This is a genomic window from Micromonospora sicca, from assembly GCF_003172935.1.
Classification (GTDB): Bacteria; Actinomycetota; Actinomycetes; order Mycobacteriales; family Micromonosporaceae; genus Micromonospora; species Micromonospora sicca.
On sequence record NZ_QGKS01000294.1, the window covers coordinates 98179 to 124104 of the forward strand.

28 protein-coding genes and 1 pseudogene are annotated in these 25926 nt (G+C 73.1%); 7 read left to right on the top strand and 22 right to left on the bottom strand.

Annotated features, from left to right (window positions below; all coding sequences use genetic code 11):
• Window positions 1-112 precede the first annotated feature (112 nt).
• From DKT69_RS24660 to DKT69_RS24670, 3 genes are all read right to left on the bottom strand, one after another.
• Window positions 113-1156 carry a zinc-dependent alcohol dehydrogenase family protein gene (locus DKT69_RS24660; RefSeq protein WP_109803873.1) on the bottom strand — a complete coding sequence of 348 codons (1044 nt, stop codon included), beginning with the start codon at window positions 1154-1156 and terminating at the stop codon, window positions 113-115.
• Window positions 1157-1298: 142 nt separating this feature from the next.
• The gene (locus DKT69_RS24665; protein ID WP_109803874.1) at window positions 1299-3353 is read right to left on the bottom strand and encodes an amylo-alpha-1,6-glucosidase; all 2055 of its coding nucleotides are present in this window, start codon (window positions 3351-3353) and stop codon (window positions 1299-1301) included.
• Window positions 3350-3730, bottom strand: coding sequence for an SCP2 sterol-binding domain-containing protein (locus DKT69_RS24670; RefSeq protein WP_161557943.1), 381 nt, complete (start codon window positions 3728-3730; stop codon window positions 3350-3352). Before DKT69_RS24670 ends, DKT69_RS24665 begins: the two co-directional genes overlap by 4 nt.
• A gap of 198 nt (window positions 3731-3928) precedes the next feature.
• On the opposite strand from DKT69_RS24670, the gene DKT69_RS24675 reads away from it, so the two are divergent.
• On the top strand, window positions 3929-4813 hold the full coding sequence (locus DKT69_RS24675) for an ABC transporter substrate-binding protein (protein ID WP_109803876.1): 885 nt from the start codon (window positions 3929-3931) through the stop codon (window positions 4811-4813).
• A 168-nt stretch (window positions 4814-4981) separates the two neighbouring features.
• Window positions 4982-5569 carry a TOPRIM nucleotidyl transferase/hydrolase domain-containing protein gene (locus tag DKT69_RS24680; RefSeq protein ID WP_236648209.1) on the top strand — a complete coding sequence of 196 codons (588 nt, stop codon included), beginning with the start codon at window positions 4982-4984 and terminating at the stop codon, window positions 5567-5569.
• A gap of 83 nt (window positions 5570-5652) precedes the next feature.
• Here the strand turns inward: DKT69_RS24680 and tatC are convergent, their stop codons facing one another.
• From tatC to DKT69_RS24705, 5 genes are all read right to left on the bottom strand, one after another.
• Window positions 5653-6606, bottom strand: coding sequence for a twin-arginine translocase subunit TatC (gene tatC / locus DKT69_RS24685; protein WP_109803877.1), 954 nt, complete (start codon window positions 6604-6606; stop codon window positions 5653-5655).
• Between the two features lie 17 nt (window positions 6607-6623).
• Window positions 6624-6953 (bottom strand): Sec-independent protein translocase subunit TatA, encoded by a 330-nt coding sequence (gene tatA / locus DKT69_RS24690; protein WP_109803878.1) that lies wholly within the window; start codon window positions 6951-6953, stop codon window positions 6624-6626.
• A gap of 216 nt (window positions 6954-7169) precedes the next feature.
• The gene (locus DKT69_RS24695) at window positions 7170-7418 is read right to left on the bottom strand and encodes a hypothetical protein (protein ID WP_109803879.1); all 249 of its coding nucleotides are present in this window, start codon (window positions 7416-7418) and stop codon (window positions 7170-7172) included.
• Between the two features lie 10 nt (window positions 7419-7428).
• Complete coding sequence (locus tag DKT69_RS24700; protein WP_109803880.1) at window positions 7429-8436, bottom strand: helix-turn-helix transcriptional regulator; 1008 nt, start codon at window positions 8434-8436, stop codon at window positions 7429-7431.
• Window positions 8433-9431 carry a helix-turn-helix transcriptional regulator gene (locus tag DKT69_RS24705; RefSeq protein ID WP_109803881.1) on the bottom strand — a complete coding sequence of 333 codons (999 nt, stop codon included), beginning with the start codon at window positions 9429-9431 and terminating at the stop codon, window positions 8433-8435. Before DKT69_RS24705 ends, DKT69_RS24700 begins: the two co-directional genes overlap by 4 nt.
• 150 nt (window positions 9432-9581) lie before the next feature.
• Here DKT69_RS24705 and DKT69_RS24710 point away from each other — a divergent pair, with 150 nt between their 5' ends.
• Both DKT69_RS24710 and DKT69_RS24715 read left to right on the top strand, forming a co-directional pair.
• The gene (locus DKT69_RS24710; RefSeq protein WP_109803882.1) at window positions 9582-10595 is read left to right on the top strand and encodes a cation diffusion facilitator family transporter; all 1014 of its coding nucleotides are present in this window, start codon (window positions 9582-9584) and stop codon (window positions 10593-10595) included.
• Between the two features lie 44 nt (window positions 10596-10639).
• Window positions 10640-11725, top strand: coding sequence for a DUF3866 family protein (locus tag DKT69_RS24715; RefSeq protein WP_109803883.1), 1086 nt, complete (start codon window positions 10640-10642; stop codon window positions 11723-11725).
• 12 nt (window positions 11726-11737) lie between these two features.
• Here the strand turns inward: DKT69_RS24715 and DKT69_RS41430 are convergent, their stop codons facing one another.
• The 5 genes and pseudogenes from DKT69_RS41430 to pafA form a co-directional block, all read right to left on the bottom strand.
• Window positions 11738-12043 (bottom strand): carboxymuconolactone decarboxylase family protein, encoded by a 306-nt coding sequence (locus tag DKT69_RS41430; RefSeq protein ID WP_236648211.1) that lies wholly within the window; start codon window positions 12041-12043, stop codon window positions 11738-11740.
• Between the two features lie 27 nt (window positions 12044-12070).
• A pseudogene (locus DKT69_RS41435) lies at window positions 12071-12286 on the bottom strand (carboxymuconolactone decarboxylase family protein); the annotation flags it as partial.
• A complete protein-coding gene (locus tag DKT69_RS39130; protein ID WP_201749841.1) occupies window positions 12229-12546 on the bottom strand; it encodes a hypothetical protein in 318 nt (105 codons plus the stop codon). The pseudogene DKT69_RS41435 and the gene DKT69_RS39130, both read right to left, overlap by 58 nt.
• Window positions 12547-12678: 132 nt before the next feature.
• Window positions 12679-12873, bottom strand: coding sequence for a hypothetical protein (locus tag DKT69_RS24725; protein WP_109803909.1), 195 nt, complete (start codon window positions 12871-12873; stop codon window positions 12679-12681).
• 59 nt (window positions 12874-12932) lie between these two features.
• Entirely contained in the window at window positions 12933-14291 is a 1359-nt protein-coding gene (pafA, locus tag DKT69_RS24730) for a Pup--protein ligase (protein ID WP_109803884.1), read from the bottom strand.
• A 134-nt stretch (window positions 14292-14425) separates the two neighbouring features.
• On the opposite strand from pafA, the gene rfbB reads away from it, so the two are divergent.
• The gene (rfbB, locus tag DKT69_RS24735) at window positions 14426-15403 is read left to right on the top strand and encodes a dTDP-glucose 4,6-dehydratase (protein WP_109803885.1); all 978 of its coding nucleotides are present in this window, start codon (window positions 14426-14428) and stop codon (window positions 15401-15403) included.
• Window positions 15404-15452: 49 nt separating this feature from the next.
• Here the strand turns inward: rfbB and prcA are convergent, their stop codons facing one another.
• From prcA to arc, 6 genes are all read right to left on the bottom strand, one after another.
• The gene (gene prcA, locus DKT69_RS24740) at window positions 15453-16286 is read right to left on the bottom strand and encodes a proteasome subunit alpha (protein WP_109803886.1); all 834 of its coding nucleotides are present in this window, start codon (window positions 16284-16286) and stop codon (window positions 15453-15455) included.
• A gap of 62 nt (window positions 16287-16348) precedes the next feature.
• Window positions 16349-17188, bottom strand: coding sequence for a proteasome subunit beta (gene prcB, locus DKT69_RS24745; protein ID WP_201749836.1), 840 nt, complete (start codon window positions 17186-17188; stop codon window positions 16349-16351).
• Window positions 17107-17772, bottom strand: coding sequence for an endonuclease VII domain-containing protein (locus DKT69_RS24750; protein ID WP_109803888.1), 666 nt, complete (start codon window positions 17770-17772; stop codon window positions 17107-17109). Before DKT69_RS24750 ends, prcB begins: the two co-directional genes overlap by 82 nt.
• 6 nt (window positions 17773-17778) lie before the next feature.
• Window positions 17779-17991, bottom strand: a complete 213-nt coding sequence (locus tag DKT69_RS24755) for a ubiquitin-like protein Pup (protein ID WP_109803889.1) — start codon at window positions 17989-17991, stop codon at window positions 17779-17781.
• 106 nt (window positions 17992-18097) lie between these two features.
• A complete protein-coding gene (gene dop / locus DKT69_RS24760) occupies window positions 18098-19615 on the bottom strand; it encodes a depupylase/deamidase Dop (RefSeq protein ID WP_109803890.1) in 1518 nt (505 codons plus the stop codon).
• A gap of 181 nt (window positions 19616-19796) precedes the next feature.
• On the bottom strand, window positions 19797-21578 hold the full coding sequence (gene arc, locus DKT69_RS24765) for a proteasome ATPase (protein ID WP_109803891.1): 1782 nt from the start codon (window positions 21576-21578) through the stop codon (window positions 19797-19799).
• A gap of 177 nt (window positions 21579-21755) precedes the next feature.
• On the opposite strand from arc, the gene DKT69_RS24770 reads away from it, so the two are divergent.
• Complete coding sequence (locus DKT69_RS24770; protein ID WP_109803892.1) at window positions 21756-22052, top strand: ferredoxin; 297 nt, start codon at window positions 21756-21758, stop codon at window positions 22050-22052.
• A gap of 70 nt (window positions 22053-22122) precedes the next feature.
• Here the strand turns inward: DKT69_RS24770 and DKT69_RS24775 are convergent, their stop codons facing one another.
• From DKT69_RS24775 to DKT69_RS24785, 3 genes are all read right to left on the bottom strand, one after another.
• Window positions 22123-22695 carry a hypothetical protein gene (locus DKT69_RS24775; RefSeq protein WP_109803893.1) on the bottom strand — a complete coding sequence of 191 codons (573 nt, stop codon included), beginning with the start codon at window positions 22693-22695 and terminating at the stop codon, window positions 22123-22125.
• Between the two features lie 91 nt (window positions 22696-22786).
• A complete protein-coding gene (locus tag DKT69_RS24780) occupies window positions 22787-23674 on the bottom strand; it encodes a tRNA (adenine-N1)-methyltransferase (RefSeq protein WP_438361866.1) in 888 nt (295 codons plus the stop codon).
• Window positions 23675-23750: 76 nt separating this feature from the next.
• A complete protein-coding gene (locus DKT69_RS24785; RefSeq protein WP_375373468.1) occupies window positions 23751-24842 on the bottom strand; it encodes a site-2 protease family protein in 1092 nt (363 codons plus the stop codon).
• Between the two features lie 143 nt (window positions 24843-24985).
• Between DKT69_RS24785 and DKT69_RS24790 the strand changes: the two genes are divergently transcribed.
• On the top strand, window positions 24986-25926 hold a 941-nt coding region (locus DKT69_RS24790; protein ID WP_109803896.1), incomplete at its 3' end, for a RecB family exonuclease.

Consider the following 25926-nt stretch of genomic DNA (forward strand, 5'->3'; position numbering starts at 1 on the left):
GTGGCTGCGCCCGCACCGGACCGTCTTCCGGCCACCGGCCGCCCGATCTGTCCACGACGGAGGCGCCCGACCCGCGTTGCCGCGGGTCCGGCGCCTCGTCGTGCCGACCTGGTCAGAAGGTGATGCGGACCTTGAGCGCGGTGCGCTCGTCCATCGCCCGGTAGCCGTCCGGCACCTGGTCGAGGGTCACCGACCGGTCGAAGACCGGCGACGGGTCGATGGCGCCGTCCAGCACGTCGGCAAGCAGCTCCGGAATGTACGCCCGGGCCGGCGCGACGCCGCCGCCGAGCGCGACGTTGCGGCCGAACATCTGGCCGATGTCCACGCCGGCGCTGCCGCCGTGCGGCACCCCGACGTAGCCCACCGCGCCGCCGTCGCGGGCGATGGAGATCGCGGTACGCATCGACTCCGCGGTGCCGACGGCCTCCAGCACGGCGTGCGCGCCCTGCCCCTTGGTCAGCTCCTTGACCGCGGCGATCGCGGCGTCGCCCCGCTCGGCGACCACGTCGGTGGCGCCGAAGGAGCGGGCGATGTCGGTGCGGGCGGTGTGCCGGCCCAGCGCGATGATCTGCTCGGCGCCGAGCCGCCGGGCGGCGAGCACCCCGCACAGGCCGACCGCGCCGTCGCCGACCACCGCGACGGTGGTGCCGGGCCGGACCCGGGCGGCCAGGGCGGCGTGGTGGCCGGTGGACATCACGTCGGACAGGGCCAGCATCGCGGTGAGCAGCCGCTCGTCGCCGGCCGCCTCGGCGGGGAGCTTGACCAGGGTCCCGTCGGCGTACGGGACACGGACGGCCTCGCCCTGGCCGCCGTCGGAGCCGGGCTCGCCCCAGAAGCCGCCGTGCGGGCAGGACGTCTGCAGGCCCTCCCGGCAGAAGTCGCAGACCCCGTCGGACCAGACGAACGGCGCCACCACCAGGTCGCCCGCCCGGACCGAGGTCACCTCGGCGCCGACGGCCTCGACCACGCCGAGGAACTCGTGACCGATCCGCTGCCCGGGCTGGCGCTTGGCCACCCCCCGGTACGCCCACAGGTCACTGCCGCAGATGCAGGCGAGCACGACGCGTACGACGGCGTCGGTCGGGGTGCGGACGGCGGCGTCCGGCACCTCCTCGACCCGGATGTCGTTCGGGGCGTGGATCACGGTGGCACGCATGAAGGGATGTCCTCCGGGTGGGCGGTGGTGGGCTGTCGGGCGCGGGCGGAGCGCCCCGGCGAACGCTAGACCCGGCCCCGAGCGGCCGCCAAGCCGCCCGGCCACGAGGGTGGCCCGGCTCACCGCCCAACCCGGCCCCCGGTCACCCGCCGTCCAGGCGGGCCAGCCCGCTGCCGATCACGTCGATCTGACCCCACCGCCCGCGGACGTCCAGCAACTCCACCCGGCCGAACCGGGCCGGCACCCGCGGCACCATCATCAGGTGCTCCCCGGCGGGGTCCAGACCCAGCAGGGCACGCAGCAGCAGGAACGTCGCACCGGTGGCCAGCGCCTGCGGGCTGTTCGCCGTCGGATAGCGCACCGGGTAACGGGTCAGCTCTCGGGGATAGCCGGCGAACGCCTCCGGCATGCGGCCGTGGAAGTGGCGCGCCGCGTCGATGATCCCCTCGGCGATCCGGCCGGCCTCCTCGGCGAAGCCGTACTGGCGCAGCCCCCAGGCGATCAGCGCGTTGTCGAACGGCCAGACCGCCCCGACGTGGGATCCGAGCGGGTTGTACCGCGCCTGCCCCTCGGCCAGCGTCCGCACTCCCCAGCCGGAGAAGAGCCGGGGGCCGAGCAGGTGCGCGGCGACCTGTGCGGCCCGGGACTCGTCGACGATGCCGCTCCACAGCAGGTGTCCCATGTTGGAGGCGAGCGCGTCGACCTGCCGGCCGTCGGCGTCCAGCGCGAGCGCGTAGTAGCCCCGGTCGGCGATCCAGAAGTCCCGCTCGAAGCGCTCCCGCAGGGCCGCCGCCTCCCGTTCCAGCCGTTCCCCGTACGCCGGGTCGCCCCAGAACTCGCGGGCCAGCCGGGCCCCGCGCAGCTTCGCGTCGTACGCGTAGCCCTGCAGCTCACAGGTGGCCCGGGGCGGTTCCGGGAGCCGGCCGTCGGCATAGCAGATCGCCGCCGGCGAGTCCTTCCAGCCCTGGTTCTCCGGCCCGGTTCGCGTGTTGCGCCGCCGGTAGCGGACGTAGCCGTCGCCGAGGATGTCGCCGTACTGGTCGATCCAGTTCAGCGCCGCCCGGGCCTCTTCCTCGAGCTCCCGCACCAGGGCGGCGTCGCCGGTCCACCGCTCGTACTCGTCGAGCAGCACCACGTAGAGCGGCGTGACGTCGGCGCTGCCGTAGTACGGCGATTCGGGTCGCTCCTCGAAGGCCACCATTTCGCTGTAGCGGAACTCGCGCAGGATCTTGCCCGGCTCCTCGTCGCGGAAGTCGTCGAGCACCGCGCCCTGGTCGATGCCGAGCATCCGCAGGGTCGCCACCGCCAGCTCGGATGCGATCGGCAGCGCCTGGAAGCTGGTCAGGATGCTGTCCCGCCCGGTGATGGTGGCCACCCAGGGCAGGCCGGCGGCGGGCATCGTCTCGTCCGGGAGGGTGAGCGGGGAGTACCGCAGCGCGGCCAGGTCGACCAGACTCCGCTGGTAGGTGGTGGTCACCGCGTCCCAGTCACAGCTCAGCTGCGGCGCCCGGGCCAGCCAGTCCGCCAGGTCCTCCCGCTGCTCCGCGGTGGTCCGCCGGGGGCGCCGGTCCAGCTGCTCCCGAACGTCCCGGCCGTCCGGCCGCAGCACCAACGCCCGGACCCGCAGGGTCGTCGTCCACTCCCCGTTCCCTTCCACCTGCACCGTGTACGTCAGCCCGTCCTCGTCGACGGCCGCCGGCTCACTGGTGGAGATGACCGTCTCCCGCTGGAACTTCTCCCGGCGGTAGCCGAGCCGCAGGCCGCCGTCCTCGACGCGCCGGTAGAGCTGTCCCACCGGCTCGCGCTCCGCGCCGACCAGACTGATCGGCGAGAAGTCGCTGGCCACGTCCAGCCGTACGGTGAAGTCCACCGGACCCCGGTCGTGGTTCAGCACGGTCAGCCGCTCCTCGAAGACGCCGCCGGTGATGGACCGCTCCCGGATCACCGAGGCCTTCGCGTCCACATAATGGGTGGGCTCGCCCGGCACCAGGAAGAAGCGCAGCGTGAAGTAGTCCCGTTCGGCGATGGAGAGCGGGTTCAGCCGGTCGCCGTTCAGCCGGAGCCGCCACAGCGACAGGAAACGGGTGTCGAAGTCGAAGAAGCCGCACACGTTGGCGACGGCCGCCTCGATGTCGCCGTTGTTCTCGCTGAGCACGAAGATGTTGCCGTCCAGCACCCGGACCAGGTTCGACTTCATGCCCGCTCCCGGCCGTCGCCGGCCACGGCGCGTGGTTGCCGGGTCACCGGCGGCGGCGCGGCGAAGAGCCGCTCCAGCAGGACGACGAAGCGGAACTGCCCCTCGGCAATGATGTCGTTGCGCAGCCAGGCCGTCAGTGGCTTCGCCTCGCCCCGCACCATCCGAAGGAAGAAGGCCCGGTCGGTGTGGATCACCGCATCCGCGTCCCGCGCCTCCCGGGACACCTCCACCCGCCCTTCGGCGATGGTCAGGTGCCAGAGGTCGAGCCCGTCGTCCCCCGTCAGCTCGAACCGGACGGTGCCGCCGGTCTTGCGCAGCAGGCGCCCACAGCCGCCGGCGGCGAGCCGCTCGAAGAACACCGTGATGGGATCCGACACCGCACCGCCTCCCGCGAGATCGCCGTCGGGGCGGGCGGCCCCGAGGTGGATTGTGGCGACCCGTGCGGCGGCGACGACCGATGCGTCCGTGCTCTCCGGCGCCGACCCAGCCTATCGCCGGGCCCGGACCGAAAGGTCGGGATCGGGCAACTGCCGGGGCAGTGCGGGGCCCGTGCGGTGGGCGGGCAGGATGGCGGGATGCGCCTGGTCTCCCTGCTGCCGTCCGCCACCGAGATCGTCTACGCCCTCGGCCTCGCTGAGGACCTGGTCGGGGTGACCTTCGAATGCGAGCTGCCGGCGGCGGACCGGGCCGGCACGACGGTCGTCGTGGGCGGCCGGGACACCCGCGGCATGAGTCCCGGCGAGATCGACGCGTACGTCAAGGGGCAGCTCGCCGCGGGGGCCGACCTCTACACCCTGCACGCGGGCGCGCTGGCCGGGCTCGACCCCGACCTGATCCTCACCCAGGACCTGTGCCGGGTCTGCGCCCTGCCCGCCGGGCGGGTGGCCGACGCCGTGGACCACCTCGGCTGCCGGGCCGACGTGCTGTCGCTCGACCCGTACACCCTGGAGGACGTGTTCGGCACCATCCTCGCGGTGGGGACGGCCGCCTGCGTACCGGATCGGGCGGAGGCCCTGGTGGACGGCCTGCGGGCGCGACTGGCGGGGGTCTCCGCCTCGGTGGCCGACCGGCCGCGGCGCCGGGTCGCGGTCGTGGAGTGGGTGGACCCGCCGTTCGGCGCCGGTCATTGGATTCCCGACCAGGTCCGGGCCGCCGGCGGCGAACCGGTGGCCGGCCACCCCGGCGCCCGCTCGACGCCCACCACCTGGGCCGCGCTGCGGGCCGCGGCGCCGGAGGTCGTGCTGGTCACCCCGTGCGGCTTCCACCTCGACGGGGCCGCCGACCAGGCCGCGGCGGTGGCCCCGCACTTCCCCGACGCGGAGGTCTGGGCCGTCGACGCGGACGGGCTGATCGTGCGGGCCGGTCCCCGGCTGGTCGACGGGGTCGAGGCGATCGCTGCGATCCTGCACCCGGACGCCGTGCCGGCGCCGCCGCCGGACCGCGTCCGTCGGGTGGCCTGAGCACGGCGCGGCCCGGCCGGTGTCCGGATCGGACACGGGCCGGGACCCGGTCACATCACCTGCAGGTGCGGGATGCCGGCGCCCGGCAGCGGATGCGCCGAATACTCGCTTGCCTTCCCGGACGGGCACCCGGCATGGTGGCGCCGTCGGCGGGCACGGAGGTGGGCGGTGGATCTGCGAACCGCGCTGGACCTCGTCGCGGGCCTGGACGCCGCGACGGTGGTGCTGGTGGAGGGCGCCAGCGACCGGTGCGCCCTGCAGGCGGTGGCCGAGCGTCGCGGCCGCTCCCTCGACGGGGTGGCGATCGTCCCGATGGGCGGGGCCACCAACGTCGGCCATTTCCTCGAGCTGTTCGGCCCGCGCGGCCTCGACCGCAGGCTCGCCGGCCTCTACGACGCCGCCGAGGAGGGGTACATCCGACGGGGTCTGGAGCGGGCCGGCCTCGGCGCGGACCTGTCCCGGGACCGGATGGCCGACCTCGGCTTCCAGGTCTGCGTCGCGGACCTGGAGGAGGAGTTGATCCGCGCGCTCGGCACGGGCGAGGTGGAGCGGGTCGTCGAGGAGGCGGGGGACCTCCGGTCGCTCCGGCTCTTCCAACGGCAGCCCGCCCAGCAGGCACGCCCGCTCCCCCGGCAGCTGCACCGCTTCCTCGGCACCCGGTCCGGCCGGAAGAGCCACTACGCGGGTCTGCTCGCCGGCGCCCTCGACCCCGGCCGGGTGCCCCCGGCGCTCGACCGCCTGCTGGCGCTCGTCTGACGCGGATCACCCCCCGGGCCGCCGGAAACGCCGGACGCCGCCCACCCGGGGCGGCGTCCGCGTCGGTGCTCCGGGAAGCCCGGTCAGGTCATGTCGTCGTAGCGGCGCTCGATCGGCGCGGGCGCGGCGACCGGCTCCGGCGCCCCGACCGGGGCGACCGTGTCGACCCGCTGCCCCGCCTCGACCGGCTCGGGCGTCAGGTCCAGCGGCGACACCTCGTCGTCGCCGAGGTCCGAGTAGATCTCGCGACCGCGCCCCCGCCGCCGGTCGTTGAGGAAGGCCACCGCTACCGCGCCGAAGTAGAGCGCGGAGAGGCAGATGGCCAACGCGGTCATGCCGAACGGATCGGGCGTCGGTGTGACCACCGCGGAGAAGGCGAAGAAGACGAAGATCGCCACCCGCCACCAGCCGAACAGCCGCTTCGCGCTGGCCAGCCCCACGAAGTTGAGCATGAGCACGATCAGCGGGAACTCGAACGCCACCCCGAAGAGCAGGATGAGATTCGTGACGAACGAGATGTACCGGGTGATGTCCAGTGTCGTGGTGATGTCACCGCCACCGGAGACGTTGAGCAGGAACTCAAGGCCCTTGGAGGTGACGAAGTAGGCCAGCACCGCGCCGCCGCCGAACAACGGCGCCGCCAGGCCGGTGAAGAAGTACGCGTACCGCCGCTCGTGCCTGTGCAGGCCCGGCGCGATGAACGCCCAGAGCTGGTACAGCCAGATCGGCGCCGCGATGATCAGCCCGACCCAGAGGGCCACCTTCATCTGCAGCAGGAACAGGTCGGCCGGCCCGAGCTGGACGAAGTTGCACGTGCCGTTGACGAGCCTCGCCTTCGGCAGGTCGCAGTACGGCTTCTGCAGCAGGTGCAGCACCGGACCGGAGAGCCAGACGCCGAAGCCGAAGCCGACCACGATCGCCAGGGAGGCACGGAACAGGCGGTTACGCAGCTCACGGATGTGCTCCATGAGCGTCATCGAGCCGTCGGCGGCCCGCTCGAAGGTGCTCGGGCCGCGCTTACGGAGCGCGAAGGCCACGGTGCTGGGCCCTTCGGTCAGTTGTCGCGGACGCGCTGCACCGGGTCGACCGGCGGGGCGACCGGCTGCTGCGGCTGGGCGTACTGCTGCTGCTGCGGGGGCTGCTGCGGCGCGTAACCCTGCTGCGGCTGCTGACCGGCGTACGGCGGGAGCGGCTGGTAGCCGGCCTGCGCGTCGGCCTTCTCGGCCAGGTCACGGTCGTCGTCGTGCAGGCTCTTGGTCTCGGCCTTGATGATCCGCAGCGAGCGGCCCAGCGAGCGGGCCGCGTCGGGGAGCCGCTTCGCGCCGAAGAGCAGGATCAGCACGACCACGAGTACGGCGATGTGCCACGGCTTGAGGGCACCCATGGGAAGCTCCAGTCGCTCTGTGTCGTTGAGGGGCGGACGCAGCCCATCGTACGTGCGCCGAGAGCGGTTGCCACCCCACCGGGCCTGTCGGTGCGGGCCCGGTCGGTGAAGTCTCGGCCAACCCGGAGTGTCCCGTCAACCGTCTGCGGCGGCGCGTTTCTGCGCGCAACGACCGCCGAACGCGCAGCTACCGCGCCCGGGACCGACGCCGATCGATCACTTTCCCCGCTTGGCCTTGATCAACGCCACCCGCTCCTGGGCGGTGGCGGCCCGGGCCTGCAGCGCCTCGGCCCGCTGCTGGAGCGCCTCCGCGGTGGACCGCAGCGCCTCCGCCTCGGCCTGACGCCCCTGCAGCGCCACCGCCGCCCGGCGCAGCCGGGGCAGCCGCGCCAGCACCGGCCGGACCGCCAGGCCCAGCACGACGAGCGCGAACAGCACCACCGCGAGCACGATCCAGGTCACCACGGCGGTCAGCCTACTGGGTGACAGTGGCCCCCGCCGAGTCGGCGGGCCGGGCCGGCGTCGCGTACGCGTCGAGCGCGGCCGCCGCCTGGGCGCGGACCTGCTCGGCCAACTCCGCCGGGGCGACCACCGCGACGTCCGGGCCCAGCCCGAGCACGAAGCGGCGGGCCCAGCCCAGGTCGGTGACCCGCAGCGACACCAGCCACTGCTCGCCGTCGGCCTCGACCCGTTCGCACGGGTAGTACTCGGTGATCCACCGCTCGCCCCGGCCGATCCGCAGGGTGATCAGCGGCAGGTCCGGCGAGGGACGGAACACCCCGTCGGACAGGTCGTGCGGCCGGGCCTGCGGCGGCACCACGGCCCGCTCGTCCAGCTCGGTGACCGCGTCGATCCGGTCGGCCCGGAACAGCCGAACCGCCTCGGCCCGCCGGCACCACGCCTCGACGTACGCCCGGCCGCCCACCATCAACATCCGCAGCGGGTCGATGGTCCGCTCGGTGGTCTCGTCCCGGGCCGGGGTGTAGTAGGTGATCCGCAACGCGCGGCCACGCTCGACCGCGGCGCGCAGCTCCCGCACGCGGGCGCTGTCCCCGGGCAGCCGGACCTCCACCGGGGCGGCCACCAGGTCGCCCGCCGCGTTCTCGATCTTGGCGAGGGCCCGCTCGACGGCCTCCCGGTTGGCCACCCCCGGGGTCTCCGCGAGCATCCGCAGCGCGACCACCAGGGCCAGGGCCTCGTCCGGGGTGAGCCGCAGCGGCCGGTCGATCCCCGCGTCGTAGGTGATGGTGACCCGGTCACCGTCGAACGCCATGTCGATCAGGTCACCCGGACCGTAGCCGGGCAGCCCGCACACCCAGAGCAGCTCCAGGTCCTCCCGCAGCTGCCGCTCGGTCACCCCCAGGTCACCGGCCGCCTCGGCGATCTCGATACCGGGCCGGGCCAGCAGGTAGGGCACCAGGTTGAGCAGCCGGGCCAGCCGGTCCGCCGAGGCGCGGCCGGCACGGGCCGCCGGCCGGGTCACCGGGCACCCCCGGCGACCGCCAGCTCGTCGTGCCGGGCGGCGATCTCCTTCAGCCGCTGGATGACCGCCTCGCGGACCTCCGGCGGGTCCAGCACCCGCACGTCCGGGCCGTACCCGACGAGCTGGCCGGCGAGGTAGTCCGGGTCGGCGTACGGCAGGACCAGCCGGTCGCCGTCCGGCCCGCTGGTGCTGTCCACCGCCCAGCGGCGCAGCCCGGCGGCCCGGCCCGGGACGACCAGCACGCTGGCCCGCCCGGTCCGCTCCACCGGCCCCGACCAGCGGGCGACGTGGCTGATCAGATCCACCCCGGCAGGCGGCTCGTACGCCCCCGGCTGGCCGGTGACCCGGACCGCGCCGACCACCCGGGAGAGACGGAAGCAGCGGGTGGCCTCCCGGTCCAGGTCGTGGCCGACCACGTACCACCGGCCGCGCCAGCAGACCACGCCCCACGGCTGGAGCCGGCGACGGCTCGACGCGTCCCGGTCCGGCACCCGGTAGTCGAAGTTGACCTCCCGCCGGTCCCGGGCGGCGGCGGTCAACGGGGCGAACGCCGGGTCGACCGTCACCATCGGCTCCATGCCCAGGGTGGCCTGCGGGTCCACGTCCACCCCGGCGGCGCGCAGCTTGGCCAGCCCGGAGGAGGCGGCCGCGGCCAGGCCGGCGTGCTGCCACAGCCGGGCGGCGATGCCCACGGCGGCGGCCTCGTCCGGCTCCAGGGGGATGTCGGGCAGCGCGTACTCGCGGTGGGCGATCCGGTAGCCCGGCTCGGCGTCGAAGACGCTCGCCGTGCCGGTCTCCAGCGGGACACCCAGCTCGCGCAGCTCCGCCTTGTCCCGTTCGAACTTGCGCTGGAACGCCTCGTGGTCCTTGGCGTCGTCCGGATCGTGCTCGTAACCGGGCACGGTCGCGGCGATCTGCGCGGCGGTCAGGAACCGTCGCGTGGACAGCAGGCAGATCACCAGGTTGACCAGGCGTTCGGTGCGGGTCCGCGACACGTGCTGAACGCTAGCAGCCCGCGCGGCGTGGGCGCGCACCCACGCGGGGGCGGCGCGCGGAACGTCGCGGCCCGGGCGAGCCACGCCACACCCTCCCGCAGCGGCTCCGCACGCCGGGCGGGGGGCCGAAACCGGCCATAGGGTGAGCGCATGGCGGAAGCGGAAGCCAAGTCCGAGAGCGTCGGCACGGTCGTCGTCGCCGGCGCGGCCAACCTCGCCATCGCCGTCGCCAAGCTGGTCGCCGGGCTGATCTCCGGCTCGGCCGCGATGCTCTCCGAGGCCGCCCACTCCGTCGCCGACACCACCACCGAGGTGCTGCTCTACCTGGCGCTGCGCCGGGGCGCGCGGCCCGCCGACACCCGGCACCCCTTCGGGTACGGCAAGGAGAGCTACGTCTGGGCGTTCCTCGCCGCGATGTTCACCTTCGTCGTCGGCGCCGGCTTCGCCATCACCCACGGCGTGACCACGATCGTCGTGCACGAACACACCGGCGACTACCTGGCGTCGTACATCGTGCTGGCGCTCTCCTTCGTGATCGAGTCCGTCTCCCTGGCCCGGGCGGTCCGGCAGGTCCGCCGGGAGTCCCGCCGCTGGCGGGCCAGCCCGCGCCGCTACCTCCGGCTGACCGCCGACACCACCGTGAAGGCGGTCTTCCTGGAGGACAGCGCCGCCCTGACCGGTCTGCTGATCGCCGGCGCCGGCCTGGGGCTGTCCCACCTGACCGGCGACGAGCTCTACGACGGCGTCGCCTCGATCCTCATCGGCGTGCTGCTGCTGGCGGTCGCCACCATCCTGGCCCGGAGCAACATCTCGCTGCTGGTGGGCCGCGCCGTCTCGGAACGCGTGCACCGGCAGATCGAACGCGAGCTGGCCGGACTGCCGGCGGTCGACCGGGTCGACACGCTGATGACCATGCTGCTCGGCCCGGAGGAAATCCTGGTCGCCGCCAAGGTCGACTTCCACGACGCCGCCACCGGCGCCGACATCGAGGCGGCCGCGGACGAGGCCGAGCGCCGGCTCACCGACCGGTACCCGGAGATCGGGTACGTCTTCCTCGACCCGACCCGGTCGATGCCCGGCTCCGGGGGTGGACGCGCCCGCCGCACCCAGGACGAGGGGGATCGTCCGGCGGACCGGGAGCCCGGCCCCGGCGGCCAGTCCTGACCCGGGCACGACCGGCCCGGCGGACGGCGGATAGCGTGCCGGGCATGGTGCGATGGCGGTCCGGAACGGTCACGGCGGTGCGGCGGCGGTGGGCCGGCGCCACCGAACTCGACGTCGACCTGCCCGACGGCGCTCCGATGCGCGCCCTGGCCTACCCGGCGCTGGTCGGCGACCCGCAGCCCGGTGACCGGGTGCTGCTGAACGCCGGCGCCCTGCTGATGGGCCTCGGCACCGGCGGGTACGCCCTGGTCGTCGCCCTGCCCGACCGCCTGCCGCCGGACCCGCCGCAGGCCCTCGACACCCGCGACGCCGGCCACCTGGTGAAGGCCCGCTACACCCCGCTGCAACCCATCCTGCTCGGCGTGGACGAGGAGACCTCCCCGCACCACGACCTGCTCGCCGCCGCGGAGAGCCTGGACGGGATGCCGGTGGTCACCGCCGACCTGCACTCCGCCCTGCCGGCGATCCTCGCCGGGATCCACGCCGACGCCCCGGACGCCCGGGTGGCGTACCTGCTCACCGACGGCGGGGCGCTGCCCGCCTGGTTCTCCCGCACCCTCGCCGGGCTCGCCGACCACCTCGCCGGCACCGTCAGCGTCGGGCAGGCGTTCGGCGGGGACCTGGAGGCCAGCACCCTGCACAGCGGGCTGCTCGCCGCCCGGCACGTGCTCCGCGCCGACGTCGCCATCGTCGCCCAGGGACCCGGCAACCTGGGCACCGGCACCCGGTGGGGCTTCTCCGGCGTGGCCGTCGGCGAGGCCGTCAACGCCGTCGCCACGCTCGGCGGCCGCCCGGTCGGCTCGCTGCGGATCTCCGACGCGGACCCCCGCCCCCGGCACCGCGGCGTCTCCCACCACAGCCTCACCGCGTACGGCCGGGTGGCGCTCGCCCCGGCGGACCTGGTCGTGCCCGACAACCTGGCGTCGCCGCTGGCCGCGCAGGTGGACGCGGCCCTCGCCCCCCTCGCGGCGCGGCACCCCATCGTCCGGGTGCCCACCGACGGCCTCGACGCCGCGCTGCGCGCCACGCCGGTCACGCTGTCCACCATGGGCCGCGGCCTGGACGCCGACCACGCCTACTTCCTGGCCGCCGCCGCGGCCGGCCGGCACGCCGCCCGGCTCACCCGCTGACCGGCGGCGGGGTCAGCCCGCCGCGTAGCCGCGCTCCACGAGGTGCCGGGCCCCCATCTCGTACGCCCGCGGGTCCTCCGGGGTGAACGCGGCCAGCCCGTCGACGTACCGGTTGTACATGCAGAACGCCGCCGCGATCAGCACCGTGTCGTGCAGCTCCAGGTCGGTGGCGCCCGCGGCCCGGGCGGCGTCGACCAGCTCGGCGGTCACCTCCCGGCCACCGCGCTGGACGGCGGCGGCGATCCGCAGCAGCGCCCGCAGCTTCTCCCCCACCGGCGCGGCGTCCAGGTCGGCGCGCACCTGCTCGACGAGGGACATCCCCGCCGGCAACTGGGCCGCCGCCGTCGCCGAATGGGACGCGCGGCAGAATCCGCAGTCGTTCAGGCCGGACACGTACGCGGCGATCAGCTCGCGTTCGCCGGGGCTGAGGGTGGGGTGCGGGGCGCGCAGCAGCGTCTCCGCCAGGGCGTTGAGCGGCCCGGCCGTCTCCGGACGGAACCGGGTCAGCCCCCGGATGCCGGGGTGCTGCCGCTCGTCGAAGCCGAGATCGATGTGTGCGATGACGTCACTCTCCCGTGTCCGTGGGCGTCCCGCCCCTTGATCAGCCTGATGGCCAACCGGGTCGACGCGCTCGCGGCCGGCGAGCCGTGCGACGAGGCGCCGGCGGCCAGCCCCAGCACCGCCCGGACGATCACCTCCGGCAGCGCCAGCCAGGCACCGAGATCCGCCCCTCCGTCCGTGCAGGAGGAGTAGCAGGAACCGCACGGCGTGTCGGTGAAGAGGTAGCAGCAGGCGCCGCACGGCGGCTCCGCGACCGGCATGTCCCCACCTACGATCGGCCCGGCGAAAGACATAGACGATCATGTGCGGCGGCGACCTGTCAAGGAATCCGCCGGTCGGCGCGGGGCGCGCGCTCCCGCCCGAACGCAGTCCCCGGGGAACCCTGAGGAGCGTCAGCCGGCGAGGAAGATCAGCGCCAGCCAGGCGCCGACGATCAGGACCAGCACCGCCGCCAACACCCACGTCGGCACCGTGTACTCGCCGCGGCGGTTGCGCTCGATCTCGTCGCGGATCTTCTCCCGGCGGCGGTCGATCCAGTTCAGCTTCTCGGTGCCGCTGTCACGGCCGGAGGGTTCGGAAGTGTTCATCGCGTCGCCAGCGTACCGGTGCGGTGGCGGCCGGCGCCCGCAGCACCGGCCGCCCGCCGTCACATGCTGGCGATCAGCCGCTCCACCCGCTCGTCGTACGCCCGGAACGGGTCCTTGCAGAGCACGGTCCGCTGCGCCTGGTCGTTGAGCTTCAGGTGCACCCAGTCGACGGTGAAGTCCCGCCGCTTCTCCTGCGCGTGCCGGATGAACTCGCCGCGCAGCCGCGCCCGGGTGGTCTGCGGCGGGGTCTCCTTCGCCTCGAAGATCTCCGGGTCGGTGGCCACCCGGTCCACCTCGCCGCGCCGCTCCAGCAGCCCGTACAGGCCACGGCCGCGCCGCAGGTCGTGGTACGCCAGGTCCATCTGCGCCACCCGCGGATGCGACAGCGGCAGGTCGTGCTTGCGCTGGTACCGCTCGATCAGCCGCAGCTTGGTCACCCAGTCGATCTCCCGGGCCACCGGGTCCAGGTCGCCCGTCTCCACCGCCCGCAGCACCCGGCCCCAGAGTTCCACCACCCGCTTCGCGGTCTGGTCACCGCCGCGCCGCTCCACGAACTCGGTCGCCTTGGCCAGGTATTCCTGCTGGATCTCCAAGGCGCTGACCTCCTTGCCGGAGGCCAGCCGCACCTTGCGCCGGCCGGTGATGTCGTGCGACACCTCGCGGATCGCCCGGATCGGGTTCTCCAGCGACAGGTCCCGCATCACCACCCCGGCCTCGATCATCCGCAGCACGAGGTCGGCGGTGCCCACCTTCAGCAGCGTGGTCACCTCGTTCATGTTCGAGTCGCCCACGATCACGTGCAGCCGCCGGTACCGCTCGGCGTCGGCGTGCGGCTCGTCCCGGGTGTTGATGATCGGTCGGCTCCGGGTGGTCGCCGAGGAGACGCCCTCCCAGATGTGCTCGGCCCGCTGCGACAGGCAGTAGACCGCCCCGCGCGGAGTCTGCAGCACCTTCCCCGCCCCGCAGATCAACTGCCGGGTGACCAGGAACGGGATCAGCACGTCGGCGAGCCGGCCGAACTCGCCGTGCCGGGAGACCAGGTAGTTCTCGTGGCAGCCGTACGAGTTGCCGGCCGAGTCGGTGTTGTTCTTGAACAGGTAGATCTCACCCGCGATGCCCTCGTCGTGCAGCCGCTTCTCCGCGTCGACGAGCAGCCCCTCCAGGATCCGCTCACCGGCCCGGTCGTGGGCGACCAGATCGGTGACCGAATCGCACTCCGGCGTCGCGTACTCCGGGTGCGAGCCCACGTCCAGGTAGAGGCGGGCCCCGTTGCGCAGGAACACGTTGCTCGACCGGCCCCACGACACCACCCGCCGGAACAGGTACCGCGCGACCTCGTCGGGGGACAACCGGCGCTGCCCGCGGTAGGTGCAGGTGACGCCGTACTCGGTCTCGAGGCCGAAGATTCGCCGCTCCATGATGTGACATTAGCCGCCCGGGGCCCCCGATGGGCAGCGCTCAACCCAGCCGTCTCATCGGCGGCCGTCACGCACGCCTGCCGGCACCGGCGGTCCCGCCGCACCCCGACCGGCGAGCCGGTACGTTCCCAGCCGTGAGGATCCTCGTCACCGGCGGCGCCGGGTTCATCGGATCGGCGTACGTGCGGCGACTGCTCGGCGGCGCCGAGCCGGCCGTCGACGTCGACACGGTCACCGTGCTCGACGCGTTCACCTACGCCGCCACCGAGGGCAGCCTCGCCCCCGTACGCGCCGACCCCCGGCTGCGGGTGGTCCGCGGCGACATCCGCGACGCGCCGCTGGTCGACGCCACCGTCGCCGGCCACGACGTCGTCGTCCACTTCGCCGCCGAGTCGCACGTGGACCGGTCCATCACCGGCGCCGCGGCCTTCGTCACCACCAACGTGGTGGGCACCCAGACCCTGCTCGACGCCGCGCTCCGGCACGGCGTGGGCCGCTTCGTGCAGGTCTCCACCGACGAGGTGTACGGCTCCATCGACACCGGGTCGTGGACCGAGCGGACGCCGATGGACCCCAGCTCGCCGTACTCGGCCTCCAAGGCCGGCGCCGACCTGCTCGCCCTCGCCTACCACCGCACCCACGGCCTGGACGTCGTGGTCACCCGGGGCGCCAACACGTACGGCCCCTACCAGTACCCCGAGAAGGTCGTGCCGCTGTTCATCACCAACCTGCTGAACGGGCACGACGTGCCCCTCTACGGCGACGGCGGCAACGTCCGGGAGTGGCTGCACGTCGAGGACCACTGCAATGGCGTCGCGCTGGCCCAGACCCGGGGACGCGCCGGCGGCGTCTACCACCTCGGTGGCTCGGCCGAGCTGACCAACCGGGAGCTCACCGGCCGGCTGCTCGCCGCCTGCGGTGTCGGCTGGGAGCGGGTGCGGCCGGTCGCCGACCGCAAGGGCCACGACCGGCGCTACTCGCTGGACAGCACCACCAGCCGGCGGGAGCTGGGCTGGTCCGCCACCGTCGACCTGGACCGGGGGCTCGCCGCCACCGTCGACTGGTACCGCCGGAACCGGGCCTGGTGGGAGCCGCTCAAGCCGCACCGCTGACGCCCCGCCGGACCCCGACGCCGGTCGGGATCGGTGCCCACCGCGCCCGTTACGCTTCCGGCTGCTCGGTCTGCTGGCCCTCCAGGTCGGCCGAGCCCGCCGACGTAGTCGGCTTGTTCGCTTCCTCCGTCGGCACCGTCGGCGTCTTCGCCCGCCCGGGAGCGGGCGCGTTGTCCGCGCCGGCGTCGCCGTCCAGCAGCCCGGTCAGCGCCGCCCCGGTGATCCGGCGGAACGTCCGCCCCACCCGGCGCCGGTCCAGGACCGCCACCTCCAGCTGGTTCGCGGCGATCGTCCGCGCCGCTCCGCCCTCCCCGCCGACACTGCTCAGCGCCTGCACGGCCGCCCGGACCGCCTCGCTGAGCGACATGTCCGGCCGGTGCTGTGACTTGAGCACCCCGGAGATCGACTCGGCCTGGCCACCCATCGCCATCCGGCCCGGCTCGTCGTTGACCGAGCCGTCGTAGGTCAGCCGGTAGAGCGCGTCGTCCTCGGGCGTCGCGCCCACCTCGGCCACGCAGATCTCCACCTCGAACGGCTTCGACTGCTCGGTGAAGATCGCGCCGAGGGTCTGCGCGTACGCGTTCGCCAGGGCCAGGCCGTTGACGTCGCGCCGGTCGTAGCTCAGGCCGTTCAGGTCCGCCATCCGCACCCCGGCGCGGCGCAGGTTCTCGAACTCGTTGTACCGGCCCACCGCGGCGAAGCCGATCCGGTCGTAGATCTCGCTGACCTTGTGCAGGGTGCTGGAGAGGTTCTCCGCGACGAAGAGCACCCCACCCTCGTAACTCAGGACCAACGCGCTGCGACCCCGGGCGATGCCCTTGCGGGCCAGCTCGGAGCGGTCGCGCATGATCTGCTCGGGCGAGGCGTAGAACTGCATGGCCACGGCGGCGGTTCTCCTTCGGGCGCTGTGCTGCGGACTGCTGACTGGTCAGGTGGGGAGCGGGGTCAGCCGCCCGGGTTCTCCATCCGGCCGGAGACGACGCCCTCCGCGATCGTCGCCGTCTCGGCGTCGGTGAGCCGGCGGGTGCCCTCCGCCGTCGCCATCATCACCACCGGGTAGATCCGGCGGGTCAGATCCGGGCCACCGGTCGCGGTGTCGTCGTCGGCCGCGTCGTAGAGCGCCTCGACCGCCAGCCGCACCGCGTCGTCGATCGACAGGCCGGCCCGGAAGCGCTTCTTCAGCGCCGACTTGGCGAACAGCGAGCCGGAGCCGATCGCGTCGTAGCCGGTCTCCTCGTACGGGCCGCCGGTCACGTCGAAACTGAAGATCCGGCCGGCCCGCGCCGGGTCGCCGGCGGCCAGGTCGAAGCCGGCGAAGAGCGGGATCACCGCGAGGCCCTGCATCGCCGCGCCCAGGTTCCCGCGGATCATCGAGGCCAGCCGGTTGGCCTTGCCGTCGAGCGAGAGCATCGCGCCCTCGATCTTCTCGTAGTGCTCCAGCTCCACCTGGAACAGTCGCATCAGCTCGATGCCGATGCCCGCGGTGCCCGCGATGCCGACCAGCGAGTACGCGTCCGCCGGGTGCACCTTCTCGATGTCCCGCTGGGCGATCAGGTTGCCCATCGTGGCGCGCCGGTCGCCGGCCATCACCACGCCGCCGGCGGCGGCGATCGCCACGATCGTGGTCGCGTGCGGCGCCAGGTCGGCGGCCATGCCGGGCGGCAGCGGCCGACGGCCGGGCAGCATCTCGGGGGCCACCTTGCTCAGGAACGCCGTGAAGGAGGACGTCCCCGCGTTGGTGAACACATCTGGAAGACGCCCGGATGGATCAAAACCCGCTGCCACGTGGTTCCTCTCAGGTACGTGATCGCCCTGGCCAGCCTCGCGGGACTGTCACGGAACTGGCCAAGACCACCGTTGCAGTTGAAGCAGAGTATCCCGCGCACCCACCCGGTGCGATGATCGTGGTCCACATGTTCCGGATCGGGGTCGCCGCACACCGCGCAGACGCCGCCCTGCTCGGCGAGAAGCTCCCGGAACTCCTTCTCCCCGATCCCGTACCGCCGCCGTAGGTGGTACTCCCTGGTGCCCCCGTAGAGCCGCTGGGCGGTCTCCTTGCCGCGGGCGTTGTGGCACGGCTTGCAGTACGAGTGGCGGCCGCTGGCCTTCCTGGTACGCGGGAAATCCTCCAGCGGCTTGATTTCGCCACAGTCCGGACACCACTTCAGACCGGCGGGCACCGGAACCGGAGACGTTTTCAGCGCACCGATCCCGCGCTGACGGCGACTCGCCTCAGAACGGGCCGCCGCGCAGGTCTTGCAGTAGTAGGCGAGGCCATCTGCCCGTCGCCGATTCCGGAACTCGGTGGCCGGCAGGAGCGGCTCACACTGCGGGCACTTCTTGTCCGATCCGCTCGGCAAATCGGACATATAGTATCACTGCCCCCCTTTCTGGACATATCCACGCACGAATTCCTCTGCGTTCTCCTCGAGGACGGAGTCGATCTCGTCGAGCAGGTCGTCGACGTCCTCGGTGATCTCGGCGTGGCGCTCGGCAACCTCGGGGTTGGCCTGCGCGGTGACGTCCTCGATCTCCTCGCCCTGGGTCGACTTGCCGGACTGGGTCTGGCCGCCTTCTTGCGTAGCCATCAGGTGCCTCCTCCACGATCGCCTGCGATGAACTTACCTCGCTGGAGCGACGAAAAGCCCGCCGCGCGCCGCCTTCCGACGCACGACGGGCTCCCGTTTCACGGCCTCAGCCGCCGGTCAGGGTCTCCAGCAGATCCTTGGCGGTGTCGCAGCGGTCGAAGAGGGCGCCGACGTGCTTGCGCGTGCCCCGCTCCGGCTCCATCATCGGCACCCGGACCAGCGACTCCCGGCCCACGTCGAAGATCACCGAGTCCCAGCTCGCCGCAACCACCTCGGAGGCGTACTGGGCCAGGCAGCGGCCGCGGAAGTAGGCCCGGGTGTCCTCCGGCGGCTCGGTCATCGCGGTCCGGGTCTGCTCGTCGGTCAGCAGCGTCTTCATCGATCCGCGCGAGACCAGCCGGTGGTAGAGCCCCTTCTCCGGGCGGACGTCGGAGTACTGCAGGTCGACCAGCTGGAGCTTGTGCGAGCCCCAGGCGAGCTTCTCCCGCTCCCGGTACCCCTCCAGCAGCCGCAGCTTGGCCACCCAGTCCAGCTCGTCGGCGCAGAGGAACGCGTCCCGGCCGAGCCGGTCCAGCACGCTCTCCCAGCGGTCGAGCACGTCCGCGGTCTGCTCGTCCACGTCGCTGCCGTACCGGTCGTCCACGAAGGACCGGACCCGATCCAGGTACGCCCACTGCACGTCCAGGGCGGTCAGCTTGCGGCCGTCGCGCAGCCGCATCAGGTGCTTCAGCGACGGGTCGTGGCTGACCGCGCGCAGCTCGCTGACCGGGTCGGCGATGCCCAGGTCCGGGCTGAGCGCCTTCTCCTCGATCATGGTGAGGATGAGCGCGGTGGTGCCGACCTTCAGGTAGGTGGAGATCTCCGAGAGGTTGGCGTCGCCGATGATGACGTGCAGCCGGCGGTACTTGTCGGCGTCCGCGTGCGGCTCGTCGCGGGTGTTGATGATCGGCCGCTTGAGGGTGGTCTCCAGCCCGACCTCGACCTCGAAGAAGTCGGCGCGCTGCGAGATCTGGAAGCCGCTCTGGCCGCCGTCCTGGCCGATGCCGACGCGGCCGGCCCCGCAGATGATCTGCCGGGTGACGAAGAACGGCGTCAGGTACGCCACGATGTCGGCGAACGGGGTCTGCCGCCGCATCAGGTAGTTCTCGTGGGCGCCGTAGCTGGCGCCCTTGTTGTCGGTGTTGTTCTTGTAGAGGTGGATCCACTGGGTGCCCGGGATGGTGGCGGCCCGGCGGGCCGCCTCGGCCATCACCCGCTCCCCCGCCTTGTCCCAGCGCACCACGTCGAGCGGGTTGGTCACCTCGGGGGTGGAGTACTCGGGGTGCGCGTGGTCGACGTAGAGCCGGGCGCCGTTGGTGAGTATTACGTTGGCCAGCCCGAGGTCCTCGTCGGCGAGCGCCTCGGCGGGGTCGTAGGCCGCGCCGGAGTAGGTGAAGCCGCGGGCGTCGCGCAGCGGCGACTCCTCCTCGTAGTCCCAACGGGCCCGGCCACCGCGATTGAGTTCGGGGCGCGCCCCGTAGGCGTTCACCACCTGGGAGGAGGTGACCATCGGGTTGGCCCCGGCCTGGCCGGGTACGGAGATGCCGTACTCGACCTCGGTGCCCATGATCCGTCTAACGCTCATCGACTGCCCGCTCCCGCTCGCCCGTCCCGGTCCCCCGTCACGTCGAGCGTAGTCGCGATCACGCGGGATGGGGGCTTGCCGGCGGCCCGGCGTACCGTGTGGCGGCGCGCGGCCGGGTCGGGCGGTGACGCGCGGAGGCCCGCGGCGCGACGCGCCACGGGCCTCCGTCGTGCTGGTCGGGCTACAGGTACTGGCCGGTGTTGCTGGCGGTCTCTATCGACCTGCCGGCCTCCGCGCCCTTGCCGCCGGAAACGAGGGTCCGGATGTAGACGATCCGCTCGCCCTTCTTGCCGGAGATGCGGGCCCAGTCGTCGGGGTTGGTGGTGTTGGGCAGGTCCTCGTTCTCCCGGAACTCGTCGACGCAGGCGTCGAGCAGGTGCTGCAGCCGCAGCCCCTTGCGCCCGGAGGTGAGGAACTCCTTGATGGCCATCTTCTTGCCCCGGTCGACAATGTTCTGGATCATCGCGCCGGAGTTGAAGTCCTTGAAGTAGAGGACTTCCTTGTCGCCGTTGGCGTAGGTGACTTCGAGGAAGCGGTTCTCCTCGGTCTCCGAGTACATCCGCAGGACGACCGCGTCGATCATCGCGGCCACGGTGGCCTGCGGGTCGCCGCCGTGCTCGGCCAGGTCGTCCGGGTGCAGGGGCAGCCCGGAGAGGATGTACTTGGAGAAGATGTCCTTGGCCGCCTCGGCGTCCGGCCGCTCGATCTTGATCTTCACGTCGAGCCGGCCGGGGCGCAGGATCGCCGGGTCGATCATGTCCTCCCGGTTGGAGGCGCCGATGACGATGACGTTCTCCAGGCCCTCCACGCCGTCGATCTCGCTGAGCAGCTGCGGGACGATGGTGTTCTCCACGTCCGAGGAGACGCCGGAGCCGCGGGTGCGGAACACCGAGTCCATCTCGTCGAAGAACACGATCACCGGGGTGCCCTCGCCGGCCTTCTCCCGGGCGCGCTGGAAGATCAACCGGATGTGCCGCTCGGTCTCGCCGACGTACTTGTTGAGCAGCTCGGGACCCTTGATGTTGAGGAAGAAGCTGGTGTGCTTCTCCTCGCCACGCCGCTCGGCGATCTTCTTGGCCAGCGAGTTGGCCACCGCCTTGGCGATCAGCGTCTTGCCGCAACCGGGCGGGCCGTAGAGCAGGATGCCCTTCGGCGGGCGGAGCTGGTGCTCACGGAACAGGTCGGCGTGCAGGAAAGGCAGCTCCACCGCGTCGCGGATCTGCTCGATCTGCGCGTGGAGGCCACCGATGTCGGTGTAGTCGACGTCGGGCACCTCCTCCAGGACCAGCTCCTCGACCTCGCTCTTCGGGATCCGCTCGTACGCGTACGCCGAGCGGGGCTCGATCATGAGCGAGTCGCCGGCCCGGATCGGCGAGCCGATCAGGGTCTCGGCGAGGTGCACGATCCGCTCCTCGTCGGAGTGCGAGACCACCAGCGCCCGGTCGCCCGGGGCGCCGTCGGGACCCGCGAGGATCTCCTTGAGCATCACGACCTCACCGACCCGCTCGTAGCCGAACGCGTCGACGATGTTGAGCGCGTCGTTGAGCAGGACCTCCTGGCCGCGCCGGAGCTCGTCGACCTCCAGCGAGGGCGAGACGGCGACCCGGAGCTTGCGCCCGCCGGTGAACACGTCCACCGTGCCGTCGTCGTGCTTGGCCAGGAAGACACCGTAGCCACTGGGTGGCTGCGCGAGGCGGTCGATCTCCTCCTTGAGCGTCACGATCTGCGCGCGAGCCTCCTTGAGGGTGCTCACGAGCCGTTCGTTGTTCTCGGTCAGCCGCGCCAACTGTGCCTGGGTGGCCGCCAGCCGCTCTTCGAGCTGCCGGACGTGTCGGGGGCTTTCGGTCAACTTGCGCCGCACCAGAGCGAGTTCCTCTTGAAGGAACGCGACCTGCGTGGAGAGATCGTGGGCCTCCTTCTCCCACCGTGCGGCGCGCGAGTCCGCGTCGTCGCTGCGTGCCACGTCCCACCTCCCCGGGGGGCTTGAACGTTCTGACCTAACACTAGCCGCTATGAGCCCGATTCGGTCCCGCGCAACGCGCTCGTCACCGAAGCTTGATCGCCAAGGGCTGGTCGTCGGGCGGGTACTGGCGTTCGGGTACCGTCGGAGCGTGGGACGGGAGAACATGGGGGGTGCACGATGACGCAGGTCGCGACGGACCAGCTTCAGGTCTGGGTGGATCAGGACCTCTGCACGGGCGACGGGCTCTGCGTACAGTACGCGCCGGAGGTCTTCGAGTTCGACGTCGACGGCCTGGCGTACGTCAAGGGCGCCGACGGTGAGCTGCGGCTGGCCCCGGGCAGCCGGGTGGACGTGCCCGAGCACCTGCGCCTCGAGGTGATCGACTCGGCGAAGGAGTGCCCGGGCGAGTGCATCCACGTGGTGCGCGGCAGCGACGGCGTCGAGGTGGCCGGCCCGGACGCCGAGGAGGACTGACCCGCCCGCCTGCCGGTCCCCGGGTGGAGGCGGCAGGCTTCCGAGCCGGTGGCCGCGTGCGGCTACCGGCTCACAGCATCGGGCGGCCGACCACCGAGGCGACCAGCCGGGCGAACTCCTCCAGCCGGGCGATCTGCCCCGCGCCGCCGTCGTCGAGGGTCTTGCCGAAGCGCAGCGCGTCGTGCCGCGGCCCGGCGGCCATCTCGTCCCCGGGCGGCGCCTCGTCCAGCGAGGTCAGCAGCAGGTAGACGTCGATGCTGTCGACCCGGATCTCGCCCGTGTCGGCCCGGGTGAGCCGCCGTCGGCAGCCGACCTCGGTCACCGTGGAGACCGGCACCACCCGCAGCGACGAGGTCATCGACCCGGGCGGCCCCTCCCCCGGCGGGACGTCCTCGCCGTGCCAGAGCACCAGCCGGCTGCCGTCGCAGACGACGACCTCCTGCCACACGCCGTTGACCTCGTTCACGAAGCGTTCCAGGGTGAAGCCGAGCACGGAGGCGCCGCGCAGCACCCCGCCGAGCGCCTCCAGGGCCACGTCCGGGTCGCGCAGATAGGCCCGCGCCGCCGATTCGAGGTCGGTGTACGGCGACCAGTCCGGGAAGACCGCGGGCAGGTCACCGTTGCCGAAGCCCGGGCTGCTCATGCCACCGTCTCCACCCGCTCGGTGTCGTCCCGGCGCCCGTCCGCGCCGGGACACATGATCGCCTGTCCCCTGCCGGGCCGACCCACCGGAGTCACGGCTGGTCCGGCTCCTCCGCCGGCACGACCGTCTCGACGCCGTCGACCTGGGCGGCGGCCGCCTGCCGGGCCGCCTCCGCCTCGCGCAGCGCCTGCCGCCGCTGGACGTACGCCTCGGTGCCCTTGCTCGGTTTGCGGCGGCGCGGCGGCGCGGTCACGCCCGGGGCGAGCTTGCGCGCGGAGACCAGGAACGCGGTGTGCGCGATCATCCGGTGGTCCGGGCGGACGGCCAGGCCCTCGGCGTGCCAGTCGCGGACCAGCGACTCCCAGGCGCGCGGCTCGGTCCAGCCGCCGCGCTCGCGCAGCGCCTCCACCAGCTCGGACAGCTGCGGGGTGGTGGCCACGTAGCCGATGAAGACGCCGCCGGGCACCAGCGCCCGCTCGACCATGTCGAGGTTCTCCCACGGGGTGAGCATGTCCAGGATGATCCGGTCGAATCCGGTCTCCTGACACTGCGCGACGTCGCCGACGTGCAGCCGCCAGGCCGGGTGCGGCCCGTTGAAGAACGCCCCGACGTTGCGCTTGGCGATCTGGGCGAAGTCCTCGCGCACCTCGAAGGAGTGCAGCTCACCCTCGGTGCCGACGGCGCGCAGCAGCGAGCAGGAGAGCGCCCCGGAGCCGGCGCCGGCCTCGAGGACCTTCGCGCCGGGGAAGATGTCGCCCATCGCGACGATCTGCGCGGAGTCCTTCGGGTAGATCACCTGGGCGCCGCGCGGCATGGAGAGCACGTAGTCCGACAGCAGCGGGCGCAGCGCCAGGAAGGCCGTGCCGCCGCCGGTGGTGGTGACCACGCTGCCGTCGGGCAGCCCGATCAGGGTGTCGTGCTTGAGGATGCCGCGGTGGGTGTGGAACTCCTTGCCGGGCTCCAGCGTCACGGTGTGCATCCGCCCCTTCGGGTCGGTCAGCTGCACCCGGTCGCAGGGGCGGCGGGGTCGGCCGGGACGGTGGAGGGCTGTGCGGTCACGTGTTCATCTTCCGTTTGGGTTCCAGGAGCTGCGCCAGATCCGCGATGTGCAGAACGCCGACGACATCTTCGCCTGCCGTCACGAGGTACTGCGCGCCCGGGTGGGTCTGCACGGTCTGCATCACCCGCTCGCCGTCCGCGCCGACCGGCAGCGTCGGGACCGTGTCCAGGCCGCGGGACACCGCGTCCACCGCGAGCCACGGCCGGCGTTCCGGGGGTACGGCGTCGGCCCGGGCCGGGTCGACCAGGGCGACCGGCCGGCCGGCGGAGTCGACGACCGCGAGCGCGGCCTGCGGGGTGGGGCCCTGCGCGCGGCGGCGCTGCGCCTCGGCCAGCGGGGTGCCGCTGGGCACCGGCAGCACCGGTCGGGCCAGCCGGGCCAGGTCGATCAGCGGGAATCGACGGCTGATCCGGGCCAGCCGGATCGACTGCCCGGCGCCCCGCCACAGGGTGAACGCCACCAGCAGCAGCAGCGGCAGCAGCAACGGGGGCAGCGCCCGGCGCAGGGTGACCAGGACGACCAGGGCCAGGGTGCCGAGGGCGACCGCGCGGCCCACCCAGCCGGCCACCTCGGTGCCCCGGTGCCGGTCCCGGGTGAGCGCCCACACGGCCGCGCGCAGCGCGCGGCCGCCGTCGAGCGGCAGCCCGGGCAGGCTGTTGAAGATCGCCACCACCACGTTGCTCGCCGCGACCTGGAAGGCGAGCTGGTCGGCCAGGGTGCCGTCGGGCAGGGCCAGGGTGGCCGCGACGGCGGCGGCGCCGAGCACCGCGGAGACCGCCGGGCCGGCGAGCGAGACCAGCAGCTCGACCCGGGGGCTCGGCGCATCCCGGTCCAGCTCGGTGTACCCGCCCAGCAGTTCCAGGGTGATCCCGCTCACACCGATGCCGTAGCGCCGGGCGGTCAGCGCGTGGCCCAGCTCGTGCAGCAGGACGGAGCCGAGCAGGGAGACGACGAAGCCGGCGCCGATCAGATAGCCGGCCACCGGGCCGAGGTCGAGCTGGCGGCGGGCGAGCGCCGCGTACGCGACGGTCACCACCAGGGTGAGCAGGAGCATCGAGGCGTCCAGGTGCAGCGGCACCCCGAACACCCGGCCCACGGTCAGGCCGGGACGGCGCCCGCGCCGGCGTGGTGGTGGGGACGGCTGCTGCACCGCACCGATGCTACGGGGGCGGATCATGCGCCGGTGCGGCGACGGCGGCCCTGTCACACCGGTGCCCTAACCTTCCGGACATGACGGCGGAACCGGTGATCGACGCACAGGACAGCCTCGCCCCGGCGGCGGTGCCACCCACGGTTCGGGCGTCGCTGTCGCCGTCGCGGGCGGCGGACTTCAAGACCTGCCCCCTGCTCTACCGGTTCCGCAGCATCGACCGGCTGCCCGAGCGGCCCACCGTGGAGCAGGCCCGGGGCACGCTGGTGCACGCCGTGCTGGAGCGGCTGTTCGACCTGCCGGCGGCGGCCCGCACGCCGGAGTCCGCGGGTGACCTGGTGGCCCCGCAGTGGGACCGGCTGGTCACCGAGGAGCCGGAGCTGGCGGGCCTGTTCGCCGAGGGCGACGCCGCCGGCGCCGCCGAGTTCCTCCGCTCGGCCGCCGCGCTGCTGCAGGGCTACTTCGCGGTGGAGGATCCGCGCCGGTTGGAGCCCGCCGAGCGGGAGGCGTTGATCTCCGCGGTGGTCGACGACGAGCTGCTGATCCGGGGCTACCTGGACCGGCTCGACGTCGCGCCGGACGGGGCGCTGCGGGTGGTCGACTACAAGACCGGTGGCGCGCCGCGGGAGGCCTTCGAGGCACGGGCGCTGTTCCAGCTCAAGTTCTACGCCCTGGTGCTGTGGCGGACCCGGGGGGTGGTGCCGCGGGTGCTGCGGCTGCTCTACCTCAAGGACGCCGAGATCTGCGACTACACCCCGGACGCCGAGGAGCTGCTGCGCTTCGAGCGCACGGTGGTGGCGCTCTGGCAGGCCATCGAGCAGGCCACCGCGCGGCAGGATTTCCGGCCCCGGCCCAGCCGGCTCTGTGACTGGTGCAGCCACCAGGCGCACTGCCCGAGCTTCGGCGGCACCCCGCCGCCCTTCCCGACCACCGCCATCACCGATCCGCTGCGCGATGCCCGGTCCGGGCCGGTCGCCCCGGGCGCCGGTGGCCAGCAGCTGCCCGAACACTTGCTGAAGGC

Bases quoted from the DNA above. Each gene is read 5' to 3' on its own strand.
- DKT69_RS24660 (WP_109803873.1), bottom strand. From the start codon at position 1,156: ATGCGTGCCACCGTGATCCACGCCCCGAACGACATCCGGGTCGAGGAG.
- DKT69_RS39130 (WP_201749841.1), bottom strand. From the start codon at position 12,546: ATGCCGGTCGCGGAGCCGCCGTGCGGCGCCTGCTGCTACCTCTTCACC.
- DKT69_RS24725 (WP_109803909.1), bottom strand. From the start codon at position 12,873: ATGAACACTTCCGAACCCTCCGGCCGTGACAGCGGCACCGAGAAGCTG.
- tatA (WP_109803878.1), bottom strand. From the start codon at position 6,953: ATGGGTGCCCTCAAGCCGTGGCACATCGCCGTACTCGTGGTCGTGCTG.
- DKT69_RS24770 (WP_109803892.1), top strand. From the start codon at position 21,756: ATGACGCAGGTCGCGACGGACCAGCTTCAGGTCTGGGTGGATCAGGAC.
- DKT69_RS24750 (WP_109803888.1), bottom strand. From the start codon at position 17,772: ATGTCCGATTTGCCGAGCGGATCGGACAAGAAGTGCCCGCAGTGTGAG.
- pafA (WP_109803884.1), bottom strand. From the start codon at position 14,291: ATGGAGCGGCGAATCTTCGGCCTCGAGACCGAGTACGGCGTCACCTGC.
- DKT69_RS41430 (WP_236648211.1), bottom strand. From the start codon at position 12,043: ATGTCCCTCGTCGAGCAGGTGCGCGCCGACCTGGACGCCGCGCCGGTG.
- DKT69_RS24775 (WP_109803893.1), bottom strand. From the start codon at position 22,695: ATGAGCAGCCCGGGCTTCGGCAACGGTGACCTGCCCGCGGTCTTCCCG.
- dop (WP_109803890.1), bottom strand. From the start codon at position 19,615: ATGAGCGTTAGACGGATCATGGGCACCGAGGTCGAGTACGGCATCTCC.
- DKT69_RS24780 (WP_438361866.1), bottom strand. From the start codon at position 23,674: ATGCACACCGTGACGCTGGAGCCCGGCAAGGAGTTCCACACCCACCGC.
- DKT69_RS24710 (WP_109803882.1), top strand. From the start codon at position 9,582: ATGGCGGAAGCGGAAGCCAAGTCCGAGAGCGTCGGCACGGTCGTCGTC.
- DKT69_RS24675 (WP_109803876.1), top strand. From the start codon at position 3,929: ATGCGCCTGGTCTCCCTGCTGCCGTCCGCCACCGAGATCGTCTACGCC.
- DKT69_RS24665 (WP_109803874.1), bottom strand. From the start codon at position 3,353: ATGAAGTCGAACCTGGTCCGGGTGCTGGACGGCAACATCTTCGTGCTC.
- DKT69_RS24715 (WP_109803883.1), top strand. From the start codon at position 10,640: ATGGTGCGATGGCGGTCCGGAACGGTCACGGCGGTGCGGCGGCGGTGG.
- DKT69_RS24755 (WP_109803889.1), bottom strand. From the start codon at position 17,991: ATGGCTACGCAAGAAGGCGGCCAGACCCAGTCCGGCAAGTCGACCCAG.